Origin of the sequence: Micromonospora sp. NPDC005215 (assembly GCF_040607915.1) — a bacterium.
Classification (GTDB): Bacteria; Actinomycetota; Actinomycetes; order Mycobacteriales; family Micromonosporaceae; genus Micromonospora.
Genome location: NZ_JBEXHQ010000020.1, coordinates 65,574 through 88,630, shown reverse-complemented (window position 1 = coordinate 88,630; position 23,057 = coordinate 65,574). Strand labels below are relative to the sequence as shown.

At 67.4% G+C, this 23,057-nt stretch carries 20 protein-coding genes and 1 tRNA gene; 15 read left to right on the top strand and 6 right to left on the bottom strand.

Annotated features, from left to right (window positions below; all coding sequences use genetic code 11):
• Positions 1–72 precede the first annotated feature (72 nt).
• From ABZU25_RS17185 to ABZU25_RS17150, 8 genes are all read left to right on the top strand, one after another.
• The gene (locus ABZU25_RS17185) at positions 73–996 is read left to right on the top strand and encodes a ParA family protein (protein WP_124817891.1); all 924 of its coding nucleotides are present in this window, start codon (positions 73–75) and stop codon (positions 994–996) included.
• 41 nt (positions 997–1,037) lie between these two features.
• Complete coding sequence (locus tag ABZU25_RS17180) at positions 1,038–2,177, top strand: segregation/condensation protein A (protein ID WP_355030304.1); 1,140 nt, start codon at positions 1,038–1,040, stop codon at positions 2,175–2,177.
• A 344-nt stretch (positions 2,178–2,521) separates the two neighbouring features.
• Entirely contained in the window at positions 2,522–2,710 is a 189-nt protein-coding gene (locus tag ABZU25_RS17175) for a pentapeptide repeat-containing protein (protein WP_355030303.1), read from the top strand.
• The gene (gene scpB / locus ABZU25_RS17170; RefSeq protein WP_355030302.1) at positions 2,707–3,285 is read left to right on the top strand and encodes an SMC-Scp complex subunit ScpB; all 579 of its coding nucleotides are present in this window, start codon (positions 2,707–2,709) and stop codon (positions 3,283–3,285) included. Before ABZU25_RS17175 ends, scpB begins: the two co-directional genes overlap by 4 nt.
• A complete protein-coding gene (locus ABZU25_RS17165; RefSeq protein WP_355030301.1) occupies positions 3,272–4,042 on the top strand; it encodes a pseudouridine synthase in 771 nt (256 codons plus the stop codon). Before scpB ends, ABZU25_RS17165 begins: the two co-directional genes overlap by 14 nt.
• A gap of 198 nt (positions 4,043–4,240) precedes the next feature.
• On the top strand, positions 4,241–4,921 hold the full coding sequence (gene cmk / locus ABZU25_RS17160) for a (d)CMP kinase (RefSeq protein ID WP_355030300.1): 681 nt from the start codon (positions 4,241–4,243) through the stop codon (positions 4,919–4,921).
• A 49-nt stretch (positions 4,922–4,970) separates the two neighbouring features.
• Complete coding sequence (gene der / locus ABZU25_RS17155) at positions 4,971–6,377, top strand: ribosome biogenesis GTPase Der (protein ID WP_355030299.1); 1,407 nt, start codon at positions 4,971–4,973, stop codon at positions 6,375–6,377.
• A 186-nt stretch (positions 6,378–6,563) separates the two neighbouring features.
• Positions 6,564–6,637, top strand: a tRNA-Pro gene (locus ABZU25_RS17150).
• Between the two features lie 113 nt (positions 6,638–6,750).
• Here the strand turns inward: ABZU25_RS17150 and ABZU25_RS17145 are convergent.
• On the bottom strand, positions 6,751–7,932 hold the full coding sequence (locus ABZU25_RS17145; protein ID WP_355030298.1) for a tyrosine-type recombinase/integrase: 1,182 nt from the start codon (positions 7,930–7,932) through the stop codon (positions 6,751–6,753).
• A 210-nt stretch (positions 7,933–8,142) separates the two neighbouring features.
• Between ABZU25_RS17145 and ABZU25_RS17140 the strand changes: the two genes are divergently transcribed.
• Complete coding sequence (locus ABZU25_RS17140) at positions 8,143–8,376, top strand: hypothetical protein (RefSeq protein ID WP_355030297.1); 234 nt, start codon at positions 8,143–8,145, stop codon at positions 8,374–8,376.
• Here the strand turns inward: ABZU25_RS17140 and ABZU25_RS17135 are convergent, their stop codons facing one another.
• A complete protein-coding gene (locus ABZU25_RS17135; protein ID WP_088947537.1) occupies positions 8,377–8,628 on the bottom strand; it encodes a helix-turn-helix domain-containing protein in 252 nt (83 codons plus the stop codon).
• Positions 8,629–8,830: 202 nt separating this feature from the next.
• Between ABZU25_RS17135 and ABZU25_RS17130 the strand changes: the two genes are divergently transcribed.
• Positions 8,831–9,244 (top strand): hypothetical protein, encoded by a 414-nt coding sequence (locus ABZU25_RS17130; RefSeq protein WP_355030296.1) that lies wholly within the window; start codon positions 8,831–8,833, stop codon positions 9,242–9,244.
• A gap of 456 nt (positions 9,245–9,700) precedes the next feature.
• Here the strand turns inward: ABZU25_RS17130 and ABZU25_RS17125 are convergent, their stop codons facing one another.
• Complete coding sequence (locus tag ABZU25_RS17125; RefSeq protein ID WP_355030295.1) at positions 9,701–10,126, bottom strand: hypothetical protein; 426 nt, start codon at positions 10,124–10,126, stop codon at positions 9,701–9,703.
• Positions 10,127–10,274: 148 nt separating this feature from the next.
• Positions 10,275–10,808 carry a hypothetical protein gene (locus tag ABZU25_RS17120; protein ID WP_355030294.1) on the bottom strand — a complete coding sequence of 178 codons (534 nt, stop codon included), beginning with the start codon at positions 10,806–10,808 and terminating at the stop codon, positions 10,275–10,277.
• Positions 10,809–11,382: 574 nt separating this feature from the next.
• Between ABZU25_RS17120 and ABZU25_RS17115 the strand changes: the two genes are divergently transcribed.
• From ABZU25_RS17115 to ABZU25_RS17095, 5 genes are all read left to right on the top strand, one after another.
• On the top strand, positions 11,383–13,518 hold the full coding sequence (locus ABZU25_RS17115) for a CHAT domain-containing protein (protein WP_355030293.1): 2,136 nt from the start codon (positions 11,383–11,385) through the stop codon (positions 13,516–13,518).
• 553 nt (positions 13,519–14,071) lie between these two features.
• On the top strand, positions 14,072–14,413 hold the full coding sequence (locus tag ABZU25_RS17110; protein WP_355030292.1) for a hypothetical protein: 342 nt from the start codon (positions 14,072–14,074) through the stop codon (positions 14,411–14,413).
• Positions 14,410–15,849, top strand: a complete 1,440-nt coding sequence (locus tag ABZU25_RS17105) for a relaxase (RefSeq protein WP_355030291.1) — start codon at positions 14,410–14,412, stop codon at positions 15,847–15,849. The genes ABZU25_RS17110 and ABZU25_RS17105 overlap by 4 nt, the downstream gene beginning before the upstream one ends.
• Positions 15,850–15,868: 19 nt before the next feature.
• Complete coding sequence (locus ABZU25_RS17100) at positions 15,869–17,014, top strand: hypothetical protein (RefSeq protein ID WP_355030290.1); 1,146 nt, start codon at positions 15,869–15,871, stop codon at positions 17,012–17,014.
• Entirely contained in the window at positions 17,011–17,520 is a 510-nt protein-coding gene (locus ABZU25_RS17095; protein WP_355030289.1) for a DUF4913 domain-containing protein, read from the top strand. The genes ABZU25_RS17100 and ABZU25_RS17095 overlap by 4 nt, the downstream gene beginning before the upstream one ends.
• Positions 17,521–17,867: 347 nt before the next feature.
• On the opposite strand, the gene ABZU25_RS17090 is transcribed toward ABZU25_RS17095, so the two are convergent.
• On the bottom strand, positions 17,868–19,349 hold the full coding sequence (locus tag ABZU25_RS17090) for a hypothetical protein (RefSeq protein WP_355030288.1): 1,482 nt from the start codon (positions 19,347–19,349) through the stop codon (positions 17,868–17,870).
• A gap of 490 nt (positions 19,350–19,839) precedes the next feature.
• Entirely contained in the window at positions 19,840–22,239 is a 2,400-nt protein-coding gene (locus ABZU25_RS17085; protein ID WP_355030287.1) for a hypothetical protein, read from the bottom strand.
• Positions 22,240–23,057 lie beyond the last annotated feature (818 nt).

Sequence of the window (23,057 nt, the reverse complement as noted above, 5' to 3'; positions counted from 1 at the left end):
GCGCAGCGGCGCCGCGAAGGACGTCGGACGGCTCCGACGCCGGGTGGGTCGTCGGGAGGGGGCAACGAGCACATGGCTGGCAACGGTGACCGTGCCGAGACCTGGACGTCGGAGCTCCGCGAGCAGCAGGCCACGCTCGGCGCGGACCTGGGTCCGGCGGACCCGGCTGCCTACACGATGCGCAAGCCGATCCCCGAGCCCATGCCCACCGACCGCCACGGGCCGGCGCGCATCATCGCGATGGCCAACCAGAAGGGTGGCGTGGGCAAGACCACCACCACCATCAACCTGGGCGCGGCGCTCGCGGAATACGGCCGCAAGGTGCTGCTCGTCGACTTCGACCCGCAGGGCGCGCTCTCGGTGGGGCTGGGAGTCAACCCGCACAACCTCGACCTGTCCATCTACAACCTGCTCATGCAGGACGACATCCTCGCCGAGGACGTCGTCATCAAGACCGACGTCGCGGGGCTGCACCTGCTGCCGGCCAACATCGACCTCTCCGCCGCCGAGATCCAGCTCGTCAACGAGGTGGCCCGGGAGATGGCCCTGGCCCGGGTGCTGCGCACGGTCCGCAAGGAGTACGACTACATCCTGATCGACTGCCAGCCGTCGCTCGGCCTGCTGGCGATCAACGCGCTGACCGTCGCGCACGGGGTCCTCATCCCGTTGGAGTGCGAGTTCTTCAGCCTGCGCGGCGTGGCGCTGCTGCTGGACACCATCGACAAGGTGCGGGAACGGCTCAACTTCGATCTGGAGCTCGAGGGCATCCTCGCCACCATGTACGACAGCCGCACCACGCACTGCCGCCAGGTCCTCCAGCGGGTCGTCGAGGCGTTCGGCGACAAGGTCTACCAGACGGTCATCACCAAGACGGTGAAGTTCCCGGAGTCCACCGTGGCCGGTGCCCCCATCACGACGATGGACCCGGCCTCGTCCGGAGCACGCAACTACCGTCAGCTGGCCCGCGAGGTGATCGCCGCCCAGTCGGAGCGGTAGCCGGAACGCCCGGTGCCCGCCTCGTGGACTACGGTCGTGCGGTGACCGCGCCACCCCTCGACCCGCCTGACGCCGCCACTCTGGCCGTGGTCGATGGTGTGCCGCCCGCCGCGACCGGCTTCACGGTGCGCCTGGCCAACTTCACCGGCCCGTTCGACCTGCTGCTGCAACTGATCGGCAAGCACAAGCTCGACGTCACCGAGGTGGCCCTGCACACGGTCACCGACGAGTTCATCGCCTACATCCGGGCCATGGGCGACGACTGGGACCTCGACGAGGCCAGCGAGTTCCTGCTCATCGCCGCGACCCTGCTCGACCTGAAGGCCGCCCGGCTGCTGCCCTCCGCCGAGGTGGAGGACGAGGCCGACCTCGCCCTGCTGGAGGCACGGGACCTGCTCTTCGCCCGGCTGCTGCAGTACAAGGCGTACAAGGAGGCGGCGGCGTACATCGCCGAGCTGGAGGCGGTCGGCGGCCGGCGGTATCCGCGGGCGGTCAGCCTGGAACCCCGCTACGCCGAGGCGCTGCCCGACCTGGTCCTCGGCATCGGCCCGCAGCGGCTGCTGAAGCTGGCCGTGAAGGCGATGACCCCGAAACCGGTGCCGGAGGTCTCCATCGCCCACGTGCACATGGTCCGGGTCAGTGTCCGGGAACACGCGGCGATCATCAGCGCCCGGCTGCGGCGGGTCGGCAGTGCCACGTTCTCGCTGCTCTGCGCCGACTGCGAGGCCACCCTGGAGGTGGTGGCGCGGTTCCTCGCGCTGCTGGAGCTGTACCGGGAGGGGCTTGTCGCCTTCGTGCAGGAACAGGCCCTGGAGGAGCTGACCGTGCGCTGGACCGGCCCCGTCGACGGCGACACGGAGCTGCACGTCGACGAGTACGCCGGCACCCCGGCCGACCCGGAGCCGTCGGGGTTGCCCGCCGACCCGGAGCTGTCCGGGTCGCCAGCCGACCCGGAGTTGTCGGGGTTGCCCGCCGACCCGGAGTTGTCGGGGTTGCCCGTCGACCCGGAGCCGTCCGGGTCGCCAGCCGACCCGGAGCTGTCGGCGTTGCCCGGCGGGCCGGAGCTGTCGGCGTTGCCTGTCGACCCGGAGCTGTCCGGGTTGCCCGGCGGGCCGGAGTTGACCGGGGAGGCCGCCGGGCCGGATGGGACGGGAGCGACGGAGGGTGAGCGGAATGAGTGACGAGGAACGCCGGGATTCGTTGGCCGACCAGGCCGCCGCCTGGGTTCCGCCGTGGGAGCGCCCCCGGCCGCCCGCCCCCGAACCGGAGCCCACCGACGTTCCGTCGGACGAGTCGGCCGCCGTACCCCCGGCACCGGACACCGAGGGCAGCGGCGCGCAACCGTCCCGACCGACGCCCGAATCCGTCACCGCCGTCGAGCCCGTCCCGACCGCTCCGGGCTCCGCCGTGCCAGGCGAGGCCGCTCCGGGTTCAGGCGAGTCGGGCGTGACTTTGCCGGGCTCGGCCACGCCAGGCGGGACCCCTCCCGGTACGGGCGAGCCGGGAGCGCCCTCTTCAGACCTGGATGATCCGAGCGCGAATTCTTCGGGCTCGGCTGAGCCGGACTCGGCTGAGCCGGACTCGGCTGAGCCGGACTCGGCTGAGCCGGACCCGGGCGAGCCGGACTCGGCTGAGCCGGACCCGGGTGCGGTGGGGGAGTCGGGTGCGGCTGTCGGCGTACCTCGTCGGGAGGGCGCGGGACGGCGGCGGGTGACGGCCGCGCCGGAGCCGGCGCCTGAGCTGTCCGACGCCGAGTTGCGCGGCGCGCTGGAGGCGATCCTGCTGGTGGTCGACGAGCCGGTCAGCGAGTTGGTCCTGGCGCAGGTGCTGGAGCAGCCGGCCGAACGGGTCGGGCCGCTGCTCGACGAGATCGCCGCCGGCTACACCGCCGCCGGCCACGGGTTCGAGTTGCGCCGGGCGGCCGGTGGGTGGCGGCTCTACACCCGGCCGGAATACGCTACGTACGTTGAACGGTTCGTGTTGGACGGGCAGTCCGTACGGCTGACCCAGGCGGCGTTGGAGACGCTCGCCGTGGTCGCCTACAAGCAGCCGGTGACCCGTTCGCGAATCTCAGCCATCCGGGGTGTGAACTGCGACGGGGTCATCCGTACGCTGGTCACCCGCGGCCTCGTCGAGGAGTGCGGCACCGAACAGGACAGCGGGGCGTTCCTTTACCGGACCACCACGTTGTTCCTGGAGAAGCTCGGGCTGAACACCGTTGCCGAGCTGCCACCCCTCGCACCCTTCCTGCCCGACGACGTAGAAGAGCTTGCTGATGCGACCCGATAACCGTTCCCCGAAGACCGACGCCCCCGTCTACGAGGGGGCTGAGCGCCTACAGAAGGTGCTCGCCGCCGCTGGCGTGGGTTCCCGGCGCGCCTGCGAGGACCTGATCTTCCGCCGCCGGGTCACCGTGGACGGGCGGGTCGCCAAGCTCGGTGACAAGGTCGACCCGGCCACCGCCGTGATCCACGTGGACGGGGAGCGTCTCCAGGTCGACATCCGCCTGGTCTACGTGGCCATGAACAAGCCACGCGGCGTGGTTACCACGATGGCGGATGACAAGGGACGCAACGAGCTGGCCGAGTTCATCGGCAACCGGGTGGAGCAGCGTGTCTACCACGTCGGGCGGCTCGACGCGGACAGCGAGGGCCTGCTGCTGCTCACCAACGACGGCACCCTCGCGCACAAGCTCATGCACCCCTCGTACGAGGTGCTGAAGACCTATCTCGCCGAGGTGGTCGGGCCGATTCCGCGCAACCTGAGCAAGCGGCTGCTGGCCGGGGTCGAGCTGGAGGACGGGCCGGTGACTGTCGACTCGTTCAAGGTGGTGGACACTCTGGGTAAAAGCGCCCAGGTGGAGCTGAGTCTGCACGAGGGCCGCAAGCACATCGTCCGGCGGCTGATGGAGGAGGTCGGACACCCGGTCACCCGGCTGGTACGTACCGCGATCGGCCCCATCCGGCTGGGTGACCTGCGTACCGGTCGGATCCGGCGGTTGACAAACGCCGAGGTCGCCGCCCTGTTCAACGCGGTGGGTGACTGACCCCCGGAGTTCGGGGTACGGCTGCCGGTAGGCTCCACCGACGGCCGGGACGCGGCCACCGGGGGTGGCGTGGGTCGCCTTCGACGGCGGCGCGCGCGGGTCCGACACGGACCGCGGGCATGATTGATGACGATTGACAAACCGCTTGCGGCGCCAGATCACCGGGCGATCCGTGAGGTACGGGCTGAGGAGGACACGGTGGAGAAAAACGTACGGGCCGAGCGATGTGTGGTCGCTGTGGACGGGCCGTCCGGTTCGGGTAAGTCCACCGTGTCGCGGCGCCTCGCCGCCAGCATCGGTGCGCGCTACCTGGACACCGGGGCGATGTACCGGGCGATCACGTGGGCCGTGCTGCGCTCCGGCGTGGACCTCACCGACGCCGCGTCGGTGGCCAAGGTCGCCGGCGAGGTCAACCTGCGCATCGGCACCCACCCGCAGGGGTACGCCGTGACCATCGACGGGGTCGGCGTGGACGCCGAGATCCGGGGCCCGGAGGTGACCGGGGCGGTCTCTGCCGTCGCCGCGATGCCGGCGGTCCGCGAGCTGCTGGTCGCCCGCCAACGCGAGATGATCGACAACGCTGGCCGGATGGTCGTCGAGGGTCGGGACATCGGCTCGGTCGTCGCGCCGGACGCGGACCTGAAGGTCTTCCTGACCGCCTCCGAGGCGGCCCGTGCGGCGCGACGCAGCGCCGAGGACGCCGCCGACGTGGCGGCCACCGCCGCCGACCTGGCCCGACGGGACCGTCTCGACTCGACCCGCAAGGTCAACCCGTTGGCGCAGGCACCCGACGCTGTGGTGCTGGACACCACGGAGCTGGGTATCGACGAGGTCGTGGCGCGGCTGCGCGACCTGCTCACCGAGCGAGGCGTGGCATGAGCGGTGCGGTTGTGTTTCATGGCGGTCCGGAGCGCAGCGGGGGAGCGGCATGAGTAGCGAGGGTGCGGGGTGGGTCGAGCTGCGTGAGCCCGACGTAGCCGTCGAGGAACCGAGCGGCCCGCAGCCGGTAGTGGCCGTGGTCGGCCGCCCCAACGTGGGCAAATCCACGCTTGTCAACCGGATCATCGGCCGCCGGCAGGCGGTCGTCGAGGACGTCCCCGGGGTGACCCGGGACCGGGTGCCGTACGACGCGCAGTGGAACGGCCGGGTGTTCACCGTGGTGGACACCGGCGGTTGGGAACCGGACGCGAAGGACCGTGCCGCGGCCATCGCGGCGCAGGCCGAGACGGCGGTCGCCACAGCCGACGTGGTCATCTTCGTGGTCGACGCGATGGTGGGCTCCACCGACGTGGACGAGGCCGCGGTGAAGATGCTGCGCCGCAGCGCCAAGCCGGTGATCCTGGTGGCCAACAAGGCCGACAACGCCTCCATCGAGATGGAGGCGACCTCGCTCTGGTCGCTCGGCCTCGGTGAACCGTTCCCGATCTCCGCGCTGCACGGGCGAGGCGCCGGCGACCTGCTGGACTCCATCCTCGCCGCGCTGCCCGAAGCTCCGGCGATCGTGGAGAACCGGCCGCGCGGACCGCGCCGGGTGGCGCTTGTCGGTCGGCCGAACGTGGGCAAGTCCAGCCTGCTCAACCGGTTCTCCGGTGAGGAGCGGGCGGTCGTCGACTCGGTGGCGGGCACCACTGTGGACCCGGTGGACAGCCTCGTCGACATCGGCGGTCAGACCTGGCAGCTGGTGGACACGGCCGGGTTGCGCAAGCGGGTCGGTAGGGCCAGCGGCACCGAGTACTACGCGAGCCTGCGCACCGCCGGCGCGATCGAGGCCGCCGAGGTGGCAGTGGTGCTGCTGGATTCCAGCGAGCCGATCAGTGAGCAGGACCAGCGGATCCTGTCGATGGTGACCGAGTCTGGCCGGGCCATGGTCATCGCGTTCAACAAGTGGGACCTTGTCGACGCCGACCGGCGGTACTACCTGGACAAGGAGATCGACCGGGAACTGCGCCGCATCCCCTGGGCGATCCGCCTGAACCTGTCCGCGATGACCGGCCGGGCGGTGGACAAGCTGGCTCCGGCCCTCAACAAGGCCCTGGCCAGCTGGGAAACCCGGGTGCCGACCGCGCAGCTCAACCAGTGGTTGACCGCGCTGGTGCAGGCCACCCCACACCCGGTGCGCGGCGGTCGCGCGCCGCGGGTCCTGTTCGCCACGCAGGCCGGGGTGGCGCCGCCACGGTTCGTGCTCTTCACCACCGGCCCGCTCGACGCCGGCTACCAGCGCTTCGTCGAGCGCAAGCTCCGCGAGGAATTCGGGTACGAGGGCAGCCCCATCGAGATCTCGGTCCGCCCGCGTAAGAAGCTCGGCCCCGGTGGCCGAGGCAAGGCGCACGGCTGACCCGTTCTCCGGAAATGCCGGATGGTCCACCCCGACCATCCGGCATTTCCCCACCCCACCCTCCTAGGACGCTTTAGGGATTGTGCGGTGGTTCGGTCACCTGGCGATGCGGGTGGGGCCTGTGCGGAAGACCCGGGGCGGCTGCGCTAAGCTGTACCGGCTGCCGCGAGGGAAACCGCGCGGGGGCGGGACGTGGCGCAGCTTGGTAGCGCACTTGACTGGGGGTCAAGGGGTCGTCGGTTCGAATCCGGCCGTCCCGACAGAGTTTCAGCAGGTCAGAGGCCTTGATTCACTTCGGTGAGTCTGGGCCTTTTGCCGTTTCGTCTCACAATTTCTCACGAACGCTCGTACTGCTGGATCTCCTGGGCTGGAGTCAGCCGAAGAGGCCTGATTCGAGGTGCTCGGCAGCCACCTTGAGGTGGCTGCTGTCGGGGTGGACGTAGACCCGCTTGGCGAGCGTGCCGCCGTCGGCGTGGCCGGCCCAGGCCGCGAGGACGACGTCGGGCACTCCGGCGCCGGCGAGGTAGGTCAGGCAGGCGTGCCGCGCGTCGTACAGCCGGACCTTGCGGACCCCGGCCTTGGCCATGAGCTCGTGCACTCGCCGGCGGAACCAGTCGGTTCGTTGCGGCTGACCGAGTTCGTCGACCAGGACGTAGCCGCTGTCGACGTAGGCGTCGCCAGCCTTCAGGCGCTCCTTCTTCTGTTGCGTGTGGAACGCTTTCAGCGCCTTCGTCACCGTTGCCGGCATTGGTAGGCCGCGTTTCCCGGCCGTCGACTTGGCCTCCTTCTCTTCGATCTCGCCGTCGACGAGCGTCCGGGTGTTGTCCCCGGCCGCGATCGTGCCGGCCCCGAAGTCGACACTGGACCACCGCAGCCCGCACACCTCGGCCGGTCGAAGGCCCATCAGCGACAGCAGGCAGGCGGCGTACAGGCGTTCGCCCGTGATGCCGGTCAGGAACCCCTTCACCTCCTCTTGGGTCCAGGGCTTGTGCTCAGCCTGTGCCTCGGCTGCGGCCTTCGCGGCCGCTCTGGGAATGGCGACGAACGCGGCGACGTTGCGGACCACGAGCTGACGCCGAACCGCCACGTTCAGCGCGGTCCGAAGGCGGCCGAGCGTCAGGCGCACTGACCGGACACCGAGCCCGGTCCCCGGCTTGCCACCACGTTTCCGGCCCTCCGTCAGCATCCAGTCGATCAGAGCCTCGATGTCGGCCTCGGTGACGTCCTGGAGTGGCTTGCTGCCAAGGCGGGCGCGAACCGGCAGCAGCGCATCGCGGTAGTTGGCAGCGGTGGCCTTCTCGACATCGCGGGTGGCGGACGCCAACCACTCGTCGAGGAAGTCGTTGACGGTGATCTTGCCGGGTTTGACGTATGTGCCGCGGTCGGTCTCGTGCTTGATCCGGGCGTACTCCGCCCTGGCTTCCTTCCTGGTGTCGAAGGTGTACGTCCGCTGGTCCCGGCGCCCGTCTGGTTTGCGCCCGACGTCGAGCACGAACCGGTAACGGGTCTTGCCGCTTCGAAGCGTGATCTTCTTGATCGGGTCCGAGGTGCTCACGTCGGTCCTGTTCCTTCCGTGGAGGGGTGGTCAACGCCCGAGCTTCAGTGCCGGAAGCGGCGGCGAGCTTGACGCTAATGGTACCTAAAAGTGGTACCTAAAAGTGTGCCCGATATGGCGCGTGCATTGGCGGTTAGTGATAGGCGATCTGGAATATGGGAACCTCAACTCGTCATCCAGCCGTTCGAGAGCTCGCCGAGGAGTTGAGGCATGCCGCGACAGCGTCCTGTCGCCGAGAACCTGCCGCCATTGCCGTTGCCGCTGCGCGAGAAGCGGGATCAGCAAGTCAAGATCCGGCTCACGCCTTCGGAGATGGAGAGGCTGGCGGTGATGCGGCCCGATCTCACGCCGTCCGGGATTGTCGCGCTGCTCGTCGACGACGTGCTCGCCGGGCGGTATCGACCGGGATGGGCTGTGCCGCAGGAGCCAGGGCAAACCGACTGATCAACCGCGCGTCCGGTCCGATGAGTCCTCCTGATCGGCGCCGTGCCGGTCGATGCCGACCAGCCTCAGCAGGTCTGCGGTGCGTACGCGGTAGGACGTCCCGATCCGAAGCACCGGACACGGAAACACGTCCTGCTTCGCGAGCTCGTATGCCTTCGTTCGCCCGACGCCCAGGGCGCGAGCAGCGGTGGACAGGTCGACAATCGCGGGGAGTCGCAGCAGTTCCTCGTGGGTCAGCGAGCTGGTGATCATCTTGCCCAATCCTCCGGGGTGAGGGGAGTGGACGCCGAGGCGACCGGCTGTCGAGGCACCAGTTGGCATGCCCTGACACGACGATCCCGGCCGACCATTCACGGGCGCGCTACCGCCGACGTGGTAGCGGCCAACCAGCAGCACCGGTAGCGCTGCGGCGCGGCTCGGAGAACCCATCCCGCTGCTCTGCAAGACTGCATCGATGTTGAACCTGCGGGACACGCCAGGCGCGCTGGTGCTCCGTACCGATTTCACCGACGAGGGAGCCTGGGACGCAGTGCGTGCGGCGAGTATCGCGCCCTCGGTCGATGGATTCGCGGCGAGCCTGTCCTTCGTCAGCGACTCAGCATTCGCTGATCTGTCCCCTGAGCAGGTGGCGGCGCTCCCGATGGTGACCTACCGCAGCTTCCTGTTCCTCGTTGACAACGTCACCGTCACCGACCCGGAAACGCCGCTTGTCGCGCTGGATCTGCTTCACGAGCCAGGTCGTTGGTTCCGGGTCGTCCCGGCGGAGATGTGGAGCGTCGAGAACAACCTCTCGATTGCCAACATGGACTTTTTCGAGTTCGCGGACGCGGCGGACCCGGACGGGGTGTTCCGAGGCTTCCCGCAGTAGGTGTCGGGCTACCAGCGGCTTCCGAGATGATGCCCGCGGCGTTGCCGGAAAATCCGACCGGGCCGCTACCGGATAGGTCTTCAGGCTGCGGGACGTCATCCGGTCGACGTATCTCTCGATGCCGGCGGCGCGCTTCGGCGTCAGAGCCAAGCCGACCGGCCCGGCCGTTCGTCGAGCGGCGGCCCACGGCGGGCGGCTCGTCGCACGACCTGCTGGTACTGCTGAACACGCATCGGATGCTGACGACCGGCCAGTTGGCCCCGGCGATCAGTGCCCCGGTCAGGACCGTGCGGCACCTGGCTCGACCGGCTGCGCTGCGCCGGGCTGGTCAATGGGGTGCGTCGGGCGGGAGTCCAGATCCACGCCGAGGCACTGGTGGCTACGTCCGGCCGGTGCCCGCTTGGTGGCTGGCACCGCAGCCGGCGCCGCGTGGCAGGCCCCCACCGCTGAATGTCGCTAGCCCTCCTGGGGCCCGAAAATCTCATCTACAAACAACTCTGAAGGAAGGTCAGACAACGCCCGGACCCGCACTCGACGACCGTCGAGCCCGCGAAGCCGCATCTTCAACTCGAACACGTGCGTCATCTGCTGAAGGATCGCGAGCGGGTCAACATTGTGAACGAGGAACTCCGTTACTTCGATCTCGGCATCATCATCGGGCTTGACCTTCTCCCACACATCAACGGGCGTGGCGACCACCCGTAGGTCGTACCCATGCTCACCGCCGCCGATGCTGAACCCGACCACCTGCCACTGGTCACCGTCGAGGCCGACAGTCCGCGCCAGCCCCTCCCACGGAACCGTCATGCGCTCGTCTAGCTGCGCCGTGCCCTTCCAGTCGGGGTAGGTCACGTTCGCCTCGCCCCAGATTTCTCCGTCCATGCCTTCTCCATTCTCAGCCTGTCGCCTCAGGTGCGAGCGTATGGCAGCGCGCTGTCTGCTGTCGCAGGCCTTCCGTCGCGCTGGGATTGACGCCTCTTCAACCGGCTCGCCGGTACCGGCGTGACGGAGCAGGTTTGAAGGTCCGCTTCTACACGGATCGGCGGCGCCGCCACCACCGCTGGCGCTTTGGCGTCAGCGGCTGGTCGCGGCGCTGCCGTACCGCCTGGGTCAGGGCGCCGACCGCCTCTTCGAGCGCGGTGTCGGCGGCCAGCCGGCGGGCGGCTGCGGCCTTGGGCCGGTACAGGCTGTCCTCCGCGTATGCGCCCATCGCCTCCATCGCGACGACGCCGAGTTCCGCCGCGGCGGCGGTGACGGCTTCATCAGGTAGCAGTACCGCCCGGCTGATCGCCGTCGTGAGTCGCTGGACCGGGACGCCAAGCACCGTCTCCGCCGCCGTTTTCGACCGTTCGTGGAAGGCCTCCACCACACGGCTGGCCATCGCCGCGCCGTGCGCCCCGCCCGAGCTGTGTCGGCCGGCCTGGTACTCGACGAAGGCGCGACCGAGCGCCATCAGGCGTGGCGGCCATGAGTTCCACTGCGGCTGCTGCGTCGCCATCACCATGCGAAGATCGAATACAGCAGCGATCAACTCGCCGCTTACCATCTCGATCTTGTCGTTCACGGCGGCATGGTCGGCCCGCTCTTGCTGCCGTCGGCTACTTCGCTGATTCCATCCGACACCGGCCAGAGTGAGCACACCACCGACGAGTGGGCCGACAAGCACCGTGAGGAAATCTTGCATGGCGTCGACCCTGGCCCGTCCGCCGGTGGACCGACCGGCAACGCCACTCGGACGAACGTACGGAGACTACAGACCGGACCTCCTACGCCGACGGCGGTTATTGGCAGGAAAGCGTATTCGATCGGTGGAAGTTCGCCGGCATCTGACCGGACGCAATAACCGACCGCTTGTACGTGTTCGCCCGCCTGCGCTGGTGGGCAGGGCTGGGGCTGGTAGTCGGAGTGGCGGGATAGCTGGGGCGGAGTACCCGCAGATGGTCGACAAGTAGTTCTTCGAAGCCGGTGGTCAGCGCGGGCTGGGCCTCCAGCCTCACCACCCAAGTAGGCGAGGTTGTGGCGGAAAGGTAGGTATCAGGGTGGTCAGGCCGAGCACCCGCTGGTAATCGCTGAGCAGCGTCTCGAGGGCGGCACCGGCCGGATGCCACTAGCGGCACGGCAGAGGGGATAATCAAGTCGTGGAGAATTCGGCGAGTTGGGCACAACGACCGCTTTACGTCGTCCTGTTTAATACGGACGAGGAGGGTTCGGACCAGCCCATACGGTGGGAGCCGTTCGGTGCGGGCGAGCCGGGAACCGTTCCCCACCACCTCGACGGGGCAGTCGCGGCCGCGTTGCCTGCGCTCTGGTACTGCCTTCACCTGCCGAACGACCTGACTCAACTCCTCGACTTGCCGGCGACGGTCATCACCGCGTTGCAGCGTCTCGATCTCTCGCATGACATCCTCCTCATGCCGACGAATCTCTTCACCGAAATGCGCGTCCGTGCCTTGGCCAAGGCAACGCAGCCGATGCTGGTTATTTGTCCAGATGATCAACTCGACCAGGTCGCACCCATCTCGGCGAGCCTCGGGTTTGCGTTGGCCGCGATCGGCTTCTCACGTCTGTCCGACGAATCTCTCCGCGAACACTGGCGCCAGATTCATCGGCACCACCTGCCCAACCAGCCCTACCTCGGACGTGAACCGAACCTGCCCGGGCGACTTGATCTGGCGCCGGCGGCCCTGCCGACACGGTGGCTGGCAAGGCAATACAGTGATAAACCGTGGGCAGAAATCGGAACAGACTCCGAAATCGACTCACTCGTGAAGGAAGCCATCCGCCTTCTCTTGATCAATGCGGCGACGAACGCACTCGATCAAGCGGGCGCAACACCAGAGGAAGCCAGTGCCCGCTGGGACGACACAATTGCCCAACAGTTCAAGCGGTTCTCGCCCGTCATCGCAGTGTCGATGCCGGGCGTCCCCGCTAGCTACTCGCGAATGGCGCTGAGCGCGGGCGCACGGTCGCGGGTGCGTCGAATGCCTCCTCTCGATCCTGAAGACACGTGGTCACTGGAGATCGGGACGAGACCCGATTCCCTGGCAGAACGAGCGGCGATCGAACTCGTCGTCACCCGGAGAGCGGTCGGACGAGGCGGCATCGGGATTCCCCTGCCCGAGGTCCCGCAGGACGCCTTCACTCAACTGGCCGAGCTCGAACGGCATCTTGAGGGGACTGTGAACAGCGCCAAGGTGTGGCGGATGCTTGAGAAGCTCAACCATGCAGCCAACGTGTCCTGGACTCCGGGTGTCCTCACGGCCATCAGTCGCGCATCGATGATTTACGCCTACACGAACTTTCCGATCGGCCTCCTGCGACTGCCGTCTGACAGCGCTCCACTGATGACGCGCGTTCCCATCGCATACCGGCCTGTTATGCCCCTGACCCGTACGCTTCAGCTGGAACTAAGCAGATCTCCCGGTATCATCCTTCGGCGCCGTTGTAAGGTTCTCGTGGCCGAATGCATCCCAACATCTGATCCGGTCGGAGTCGCATCCCGTCAGGGCTGGGACGTTTCGGAACAGTATTTTGCGGGGCAGGCGCCATTGGTGGAGCTTGAGCGAATTGAGGCCTTGTCAATAGCCGAACTGCGAGCTGCCATCAAAGCCCATAAACCTGACATTCTCGTAATCAGCGCACATGGCTCGCTCTCACGCGATAGTAATATCGCCGCATTGGTGATCGGGGAGGACCTGTGCCTCGGACCGGAACTGGACGAGGTGCCACCAGTGGTCATCCTGAGTGCCTGTTATACGGCCCCTCGTGGCCGGGCTATCGTGGGCGTTGCTGATCTTTTGCTTCGGCAAGGCGCGTTGGCCGTTCTGGGCACCCAAGTCCCGGTCGATGTTCGCCAAAACGCCACGCTGATGGTCCGCTTCTTCGTCTATATCGGCGAAGTGCTGGCGGGTCGGGAATCTCATTCCAACCTTCTCGAGGTCTGGCACCGCACCCAAACGTCGAATGCGATCAATGATGTGCTTTGGAGCTCGCGCTCACTACACGATTGGGGAATGAGCCGCACCGAATCAGGCTCGTCGGTTCTCGCTGAGTTCATGGAACGCTGGTCCGTTGGTCGCCTTCGACGAGGGCACATATACTCCGACACTGAGACGGTGCTGTGCGAGATGGCGGAATCCATGGGAGTTGGACCGCAGGTCCGAAACTGGCTAAAGCGTCCGGGTTACGTACCCGAGTCGTTCTTTTATGTCTTCGTCGGCCGGCCTGATTTGATCTACTTCGACGACCCCTTCGGTGAGGCCGGCTTTGCCTGACATTGCGCAGCCGAGACGGTGCCGCATCGGTGGTTCGTACGAGTAATCGGGCCGTGTGCATCGATTCACGGCCCGATCGATCATCTCCGGGCCTAGCCCCAAATGCCCGGCTTGCCGGCTATTGTGCTAGATCTGGAACCGTCCGTGGTCGGTGCCATACTCCGACAGTCACGCCGGGTGCCGGCGGCCCCGATGTCGGCCGCGTCCGAATCCGTCAAAGGCTGATCGGATCCTGGTCTGCGGCGAGCGCCGGGGCCCGTTGATGGTGACTGCCCAGGACGCGCGCCGCCGGGGGTAGTTGATTCGACCGGGCTGGGACTGGCAGAGCAAGATATGGCCATTGCTAATCAATCTGCGACCGGGCGCGGTCGCAGATTGGCATTGGAGGCTGGGCTTTGCCCGCCACGTCGACCTGGCGGACCTCCGTAGCCGCTAGCGCTGACATGGCCGGCAACGCCCAGGCCGCACAGTGGAGGCAATGGACCGTGAGCAGCCTGCCCCGCGACGAAAGGCGCGTCACCGTGCCCACAACCGTCCCGCCCGTCTGCACGCGATGTTGCTCAGGCTGTCCGACGAGGAAAAGGAAGCCATAGACGCAGCGGCGGCGATCGCGCAGCTGACCGCGACGGGCTACGCGGCGAAGGTCGCGGTCGCCGCCGCGTCGGCAGCTCACGCACCCGGTGATACGACCGGCGACCTACGCGATCTGCAGCACGAGCTGTTCGCCGCTCGCCGCGCCATGGTGATGTTCGGCAACAACGTCAACCAGGCCGCCGCCGCGTTCAACGCCACCGGCCAACTGCCCGACTGGGCCGCCGAGGCCGTCCGGCTCTGCGCGGCGGCGGTGGCTCGGCTCGACGAGGTGATCTCCCGGATCGACAGGAAGCTGCGATGATCACGCGGGTGCACCGGCGGGGCTCGCGCATCGGCGGCCTGCTGCGCTACCTGTGGGGCCCAGGCAAGGCGGAAGAACACATCAACCCGCGCCTGGTGGCCGCTTGGGATGGCGCAGGCCCTCTGGCAGACCTAGAGCCCAGAGTCACCGCCAGCGACAAGCGGGACCTGCGCGTGCTGACGGCACTGCTGGAGCAGCCAGTCCGCGCCGGCTACCGCCCGCCGAAAAAGTTTGTCTGGCACGCCAGCATGCGGCTCGCCCCCGAGGATCGCCAGCGCAGTATCAGCGACACGACGTGGGCGAACATGGCGGTTCAGATGCTCACCGAGGTCGGCGTCGCCACCACCACCGCCGATCCGGGCCTGCGGTGGATCGCCATGCGCCACGCCGATGACCACGTACACATAGTTGCCACGCTGGTGCGCGAGGACGGCCGTACCAACTGGTTGCGCAATGACTACCCGCGTTGCGTCAAGGCCACCTACAACGTCGCCCGCCGCTACAACCTGAACCGCCGGGTCCCGCCGGCTGACCGCACCGCCCACCGCCGCCCCCACCCCGCCGAGGTCAGCAAGGCCCGCCGCACCGGCCGCGCCCAGACACCCCGGGACGAATTGCGTCGGCGCGTACGCACGGCCGTGGCCGCGGCCGGTTCGCAGGAGGAGTTCTTCGCCCGGCTACGCGAGGCGGGCATCCTGGTCCGGCTCCGGCACAGCAGAACCGATCCCCGCGAGATCACCGGGTACGCGGTGGCCCTGCCCGGCGCACGCACCGCCGGCGGGCAACCGGTGTACTTCGGCGGGGGCCGGTTGGCGCCCGACATGACCCTGCCGAAGCTGCGGCTGCGGTGGGACACTCCCACGCTGCTACCGACCAAGCCGACGGCCGGCCGGGGCGAGCGGGTCGACGCGATGCGTCAGGCCGCCAAGGTGGTCACCGCGGCGGCCGACGACATCCGCCGCAACGCCCACGCCGCGCCCGGACGAGCACAAGCCACCGCCGTCGCCGCAGCGGACCTGCTCACCAGCCTGGCCTCCTCGGCGGAGGGTGACCGGCGCGGCCCGCTGCACCGGGCAGCCGAGGTGTTCGACCGGGCGGCCCGGGACCTATACGGGCGGGTCCAGAAATCCACCAGCCGATCCCAGGAGATGCGCGCCATGTCGCGCCTGGTAGCGCTCATGGGCCGCATCTCCGGCGACGACGACACCATCGCAGCCCTCGCGCTGGTCATGGACCTGGCCCGGCTCGCCGACACCCTCAAGCAGCTGCGGAACGCCCAGCAACGCCTGCACCAGGCCGAAGCGGCTCGAACCGCAGCCGACGCACTGCGGCTGGCAGCGGCTGCCCGGCAACGGGCGGTAACGCTGCCGCTAACTCCGACGTCAACACCCGCACCGACAGTGGAAGGCGGCCGGCGCACCGCGCGCGGCCGCTGAGCAGGCAAGGGAGGTGCACGTGCCGCACCCGCAGCAACACGAGGACCCAATGGCCGAGACCCGCCAACAGTTTCTACAAGGGCTGGCGACGATGGCGACTGTCGGCGAGGCCGGCGCCCGCTGGGCCGCCGTGGGCATCCAGAACAAGGCCGCCGAGCGGGAACGCTATGCCCGCCGCGACATGGCCGCCGCGGCGGCCCGCCGCGAAGCCGACCGGCTGGCAGCGAAGGTACGGGCGGACCGGGAGTGGATGGCGGCGTCGGTGGACGGTGATTGGCTGGTCAACAAGGCCAGCTTCGCCGAGGCTGCCGCCGTCTGGCGTACCGCGACGATCCACGCCAGCAGCGACCCGGTAGCCCAACGGGCCGCCGAGTTCGCCGAGCAACGGCTGCGGCAGATCCGCCCGGACCTGATGGCCGCCTACGAACGCCATCGGCAGGCGGGAGTACCGATCCCGGAGGCCATGCGTACCGCTGCCCGGGAGGTGTGGGAGCGTGACGCGCGCTCAGGTCACCGCCACCACGGCGGAGCTCGTGCGCACAGCAGCACACCCGGGCGGCGGGAAATCACCCCGGACGGCCCAGCAGCGCTGCCACCGGGTGGCCCTGCAGTGGTCGATCATTTCGACGCCGCCGTCCGGCAGGAGGCGATGAAGCTGGCCGAGTACGTCCGGCCAGAGTCCCTCGACGAGTTGCAGCGCCAGTGGCGCGCCACGGGGAAACTCCCCGCTGGCGATCCAATGCAACTGCTCCGCGACCTCGCGGCCGAGATGAACCAGGCGATCGGGGTCGGCGAGGCCGACGGGCGGCCGGTCGAGGCTATCCGCCTCGCTCAGCGCCATGTGGAGGAGGCGCTGGCCCTCGATCTGAAGAGTCGAGCGGCTGCCGAGCGCGGTGAAGGAGTCCGCGACGGCGGGACGGTCGATAGTCACCGCACCCCGGCTAACGAGCACGCAACCGGGCAGTCGGCGAGCGTGCTCCACGACGACAACGCCGATCACCTCGTCGCCTCCGCAGCTGCCGTCCACCACGCTGACACGCTCGCGACGCCAGCCTGGGTGCAGGCCTTCCCAAAGCTTCGCGTAGCCCAGGTCAATGCCGCAGTCGCCGGGAAGCACCCAGCGGCAGCGGCCACCGCGGTGCCGATGCGGGGCAGGACACGATGACAGCCACCACGTCGCAGGGAACCCGAACTGACGCGGCTACGCAACTTCACGAACTCAAGGTTCAGGTGGCGAGGCTGACGGCGCAGGTTAGCGAACTGCAGCAGGCCCAAGCCGAACGCACCCACCATGGCGATGAAGACGATCAGCCGCCGCTGTACTCGACGGTCGAGCAGTGGGTGACCAACTACCTGCTGCCGACCTTCCCGCGCCCGGTCGGCGAGGTAGGCATGACCCGGTGGCACTGGTGCGAGCAATGGTGGCGCCACGACGAAGCAGTCACACGGCTGACGGCCCTGTGGTACGGCTGGGAACAAGCCCGACTGCAGATGACTGGCATGCTGTCCTGGCTACGAGAACTCGACCACCAACTACCCATCCTTTACGGCGACGACGGTCCGTTCCGCGACTGTGCTGCGGGCGGCGACCTCTGGGAGCAACAACACCGCTCATCCCCAGAGGTCCTCGCGGTGGCCGCGCCAGAAAATTGGTGGAGATGGTGGGCCTGACACTCCCCGCGGTGCAAAATGGCGGTGCCGTCGGAGGTAATAGGCGTTGACCACTAGGTGTTTGTTCACCGGTCCGTAGGTGGAGTCCCAAAGCAGGGTGTGAGAGCTCAACCGCCGGAACCGGGCGCAGCCACAGCACCAGCTGACGCCAACAACAAGGACCGGCATTACATGGCTCACCATCGGCTCGCGTAGCAGCACGACGCTGAGAATCGTCTCGTCGTGAGTACCCCGCTGAAATACGGGCTCCCGGAGAGCGTGCTTGAGTCCAGCTCGTTCGCTGAAACGGGACGCACCTAAGTGCGGGGAGGTCAGCTCTTCTGATCCTCTCTCACAATTATGGGGATTCAGGGCCGAGATTGTTGGTTTGCGAAACCTCCACTCCCTCCATCAAGGGCCGACGACAGCGCGCGCAGCACCACGGACGCGACCGTTAGGTACCGTTCGCATGCATCACCGCCGTCTGGCGGTGGGGGCCGTAACTCCCGGGCTACCTCGAAGGCTTCATGGCCATCAGTAGATAGCGTGGGACCGGCCAGGGCGGCGAGTTCTGCCGCTATGACTCTTAACGCCCTAGTCGTGCGGCCGCCAGTCAAGAGATGGTGATAGCGGCAAGCGTCCACGATGAACTTTTGAGCAAGGTATGCCGTGTAAACCGGATCTTCCAGCTCGGTCTGCGGTGCGCTCAGCTGGTGCCAAAGTAGTGGGAGCGACTGCCAGGCCCAGGTGAGCGCATCCCGTCGCAGCGCCTCGTGGTCCGGCCATCCGCTCAACGCGATTGGCATCTGCCCCAGCACCAGCAACCGCTCTTGCTGCATGCGTGCAACGATCAGGGGTGAGCGGGTTACTAGTCCCACTGGGTGTTCGACATTTATACGCAGGCGGGGCAACTGCGCTCGCAGGTCACGGATTCGATTGGTCCAACTTGGAACCTGCACGGGTGCTGACGTGAGGACGGTGACGTCGATGTCGCTGAAGCGGGTGCCTCCGGTGAAGTCGAGGTAGCTTCCCGTGATCAGCACAGCGTCGATCTCATTAGATGCGGGCGCTAACGCCTCCCGTAAACAGCCCGCCACGTCACCCGGTGCGTCCGGCAGAGGTTCAGGTCGCGTTGAGGGTTCAGGGGCGGCGGGAGTGTCCGGCCGGACGCGTTGCCGCATGCCGGAGGTCCAGGTAGCAGTGATCGTCTTTTGTCTACCAAGGGCGGACCGTAGTGACCCGATTACGACGGCTTGCTGGCCCTCTGTCAGTGGATCCGGGGCCCAGTACTGCGCCTCGACGCTGCCGTCAGGGGCTTGGTGGAGTCGTGCCCCCGAAACCTGTAAGGTCCGCCACAGTTTCGCGAATCGGACCGTGTGAACAGCTGCTCCGCCGTCGGTAACGAGCCACTGGGCCGGGCGGACACTCGCTAGACGCACCCGCAGGCCACGATCTTGGCAGCCGCAGGGCGGCAGTTGACCCACTCGATCCCCCGTGCGGTATCGCACCAGTGGCATGGCTCGGTTATGCAAGGTAGTAACGGTGAGTTCTCCGATGTCCCCGACGCGCACCGAGTTTCCACGCTCATCGAGCACCTCTATCACGGCGACGTTAGGTTCGGTGTGGTAACCCCCTTCTGGGCACTCCGTGCCGAGAATTCCTACCTCGCCCATCGCGTAGACGCTTGTTACCGCACAGCTCAATGCGTAAATGATCTTGCGGCGCACCTCTGTCGACACTGGCTCGCCGGAGAGCACAACCAGGGCTGGCTGCGCTTCGATTTTGAAATTGGCGTTGAAAATTCGATCTGCGACGAGTTCGAGGGTTGACGGGCTGCCCGTAACCACCATTCCTTCGAGTGTCTGCAGTCGGGCCAAAAAGTCGTGGTCATCTAGCTGCCAGGCGCGGATGAGATTCCACTTCGTCGCTGTGGCCGTCGGCGACCACCCGCTCCGCGCAGCCCGCGATCGTCCGCCTGGGTGCAATACGACGTGCACGAGACCGCGATTGTGCCACGCCTCGGCGGCGCCGTGTTGCGCGACGAACCGAGACAGTACTCGCTCCTCCAGCGCCCGAGATGCGGCGTCGTGGGCCACGGACACGGGTTCACCAGTGCTGCCAGTGGTCGCAGTGCGCACCCACGTGCTGCGGTCACCAGTGGGGGACAGTAAGCCATCCCGCCATGCCAGCACGTCTCGACGCGACATTGGCGGCGTTTGTGCGAGTGCGTCCCATGGGTCGACTGGCGGCGACAACGGGGGGAGTCGACTGCGATGAAAGTGGATGGTCCCGGCGTGCTCGAGAGCAGCCCGCAAGGCGGTGCTTTGCTCGTCGTATAGATCATCCACTGATGAGTTCAATTGTCCGTGTTTCGACGTCGTGGAAGATCGACTCCATCGCCTTACGGTCGGCTCCAGTGCCTAAGGCGAAGGCGACGAAGTCGCCCCGGAGTTTAGTGAGATGGTTGCTGCGCTGTCCCAGCTCAGTCGACGACCGATCTCGCCACTCATAGAACTGCCGCACGTCGTCCTCGTAGCTCTTCGCTGCTGCCGGGAGGGCGTTCGCCGCATCCGTCGCTCGAATCCCCTGCACGAAGCTGGCGGGGCGGGTGAGAGTTGCGGTCACCTGCCGCCACCAAGGGCGCTGCCAGCGGCGCAGCAACTCATATGCCGCGAACCGAAGCCGCGGATCGGTGGCGGTTACCGCTAGCGCCGACCGCGCCGAGCTCAGGGCGGTCCGCCGATCGTTCCGACGCCACGCGATCACGGCGAGCGCGAGTAGCGCCCGGCAGAGCCCGGCTGGATAATCCTGCGGAAGCGAACGAATGTCGTCGATGGCCGCACGGATCTTCTCGTCGGCCTCATCCATCGATCGGCTCCGGGAGGAGGCGAGTGCCAGGTCGATCCGCGCCTCCAGGGCATGCCGGTCGTCGTGTGCACCCTCCGCAGCGGCCGCCCCGTAATGCAACAGGGCCTGATCCGAGTAGCCGAGCATCTCGTATACGTGGCCCAGTTGCTTTTGGGCAACGCACCGGGCGGCCGCATCGTCTGCCAGCTCGATCGCGGTCTGATAGGAGCGCAGCGCTTGCTCAGGCGAACCCTGGTACAACTGGAGAAGGCCCCGCTGACTCGCTAACCGGCTGCGCAGAAGCGGTACCGGTAGCTGGCCGACCAGCGGCTCGGCCCGGCGCAGCGCCTCCTCGCCACCAGCGACATCACCACGCTCGGGCAGCTTGCCCGAGAGTCGCAGCCACATCTCAGCAGCGAGCGCAAGATCGCCGCTCGACTCAGCAGCGGTGGCGCCAATCCGGACGAGCGCAAGGTAGTCGTCCCAACGGCCTGTGTGGTTGAGCCTGTCAAGCAGCGCTCGCTCCTGGCAGATTCGCACCACCAGTTCCGGAAGTCCCAGTCGTTCTAGCCGATATGCGAGCGTCGGCGCTACCGATTCAGCAGATACGGCGTAGCCCGGTGCCACCTCTAACAGTGATTGAATCGTGTCTTGTGCGAGGCGGGCGACGGTGTCCGCGGCGACGGTCAGCGCGGCTTCCTGTACGAGCTCGGAGATTTGAATTTCGGGCTCCAGCATCTCGACCAAGGCGCTGTGCAGTAGCTCGGCACCAGTCTCGCCGGCCTCCGCCCCGGCGAATACCGGTGACCACCCAATCAAGCGCGAAGGTGCGATCCCGACGACCGGCAGCAAGCGGAGCAACAGGGTTCGATCGGCGTCGGGCAGGGCCTTAATCATCTCCTGCACGGTCGTGGTCTGTGCCTTCATTCCGGCCAGATGCCGTCGTGCCACAGCCGACGGTAGACGGTCACACCGAGCAAGAGCGAACAGCAGTGACCTCGGATGCCGCTTCACCGCCGCCGGCGCAGCGGCTAGCACGTCTACAGGGTCGACGCTGAGCCCGAGGTATTCGACGGCTGCCTCCGCTAGCGCGGCCGCCTCTTCGTCGTTGAGCGCCTCGACATACACGACAACCGCTGGCTCGCCCGGCGGAGGCCGACGCCGCGCGGTTGCGAGGACCTTCAAGCGCGGGAGGTCCGCGAAGGTATGGAGCAGGACTGAACGGCGCTGATCGTCAAGCCAGTCCAAACCATCGAGCACGAGGAGAAGTGGTAGATCCGCTGCCGTCGCCGCGAGCTTTCTTAAGGCCACATCGTTGGGCATCCGCTGCAGTAGCTCGGCGTCCAGGCCGATCCCGTGCGAGTGCAGGATCCGGTTTAGTTCCGTATGCAAGTATCCCGGCTCCACTGCTGCGGGCCCGTCGAAACTGACTACGACCGCCTCAGGGATGCGATCGACCACCAGTGCGGCGATCTGTGCTAGTAGTACTGTTTTGCCGCTACCGGGCAGCCCGACCAACACAACCGGTGGGCCGTTGGCGAGCAACCTGTCGACGGTGGAGCGCACCACCCCTTCGCGGATCCATGGAATCCCTCGTTCGAGTCCGACGACCGCCCGCCTAGCACCGAACGGAACGGGATCGCGGCGCGGTCCAGGTGCGTTGGCAACATCGTCCTGTTCAGATTTCAACGACCGCTCGGTCAGCCAGGCTGCAAGCATGCAAAGAACGACGACGATCACCAGCAGGACGCTGGCCCACCGGAAGGGGTGGCGCCGGATCGTCTCCAGGCCGTACGGCCAAGTCACGTCGACGTTACTGGCTGCGCTAACCGAGAAAGCGAGGAGCCCTTCGGTCAGCAATACGGCCAGGGCGGTCAGCAGCGCTGCCGTCATCCACCGCCGCCGGCTCCGCACCCATTCACCTCCCGATCGGTCCGTCGGCTCGATGTTAAGCGGTCCGAGCCCCTTACCGACATCGTGAGCGATACATGACGACAGACGGATCGATTGACGGAGCGCGGGACGGCAAGACCGCCGAGACCGGAACGTCTGTGCTCGATCTTCTGTTGTTCCGGCGGCGAGGCCGTCGGAGGTGAGCCGGGGGCGACGGCTTCGGCAACGGCGGCATGCGCATGCCGATGACCCTATGACGCTAACTAGAACCGGCCTCCCGGGCAGGCGCGGCGTCCGCTGGCCGTGCCTCGCTTGCGTCCGGCCGCCTTACTGCTGGGGTCGGCAGGTTAGAGTTCGTAAAATGCCGCGGCAGAACGCTCTGTTATAAGGTATTACCGGCTTGATCACTCGCTCGGCCGCCATCCAGATTGCGGGCGACGCAGCTGTCCAGATGATCCTTCGGCTGCGCCCTCAAGTCGTGTCGGGAATCCGGGCAGGCTCGCTAGACAGGCGGAGGTCGCATAGCGCGTCCTCTAGCTGCGCGAGTGCAGTGATTCGCGACTGTGTCGACCCCGACACCTGTGCCAGCGGCGATGCGTCGGGCCACCCGGGTGGCCTCGGGCGGACTCACCGCCTCGAATGCCAGCGGCACCACGATGCGTACCGCGGCACACCTGCCGGCGATGTCCTCCAGCAGTCTGGGATGCCGTTCGACGAGCCGGGCGAGGCGGTGGTCGAGCACCGTGTCGAGCATGGGCTGCGCCTGTCGCTGTGGGCCGCGCGCAGCTGACTCTGCCGTACGGCCGGCGCAGCAGGTC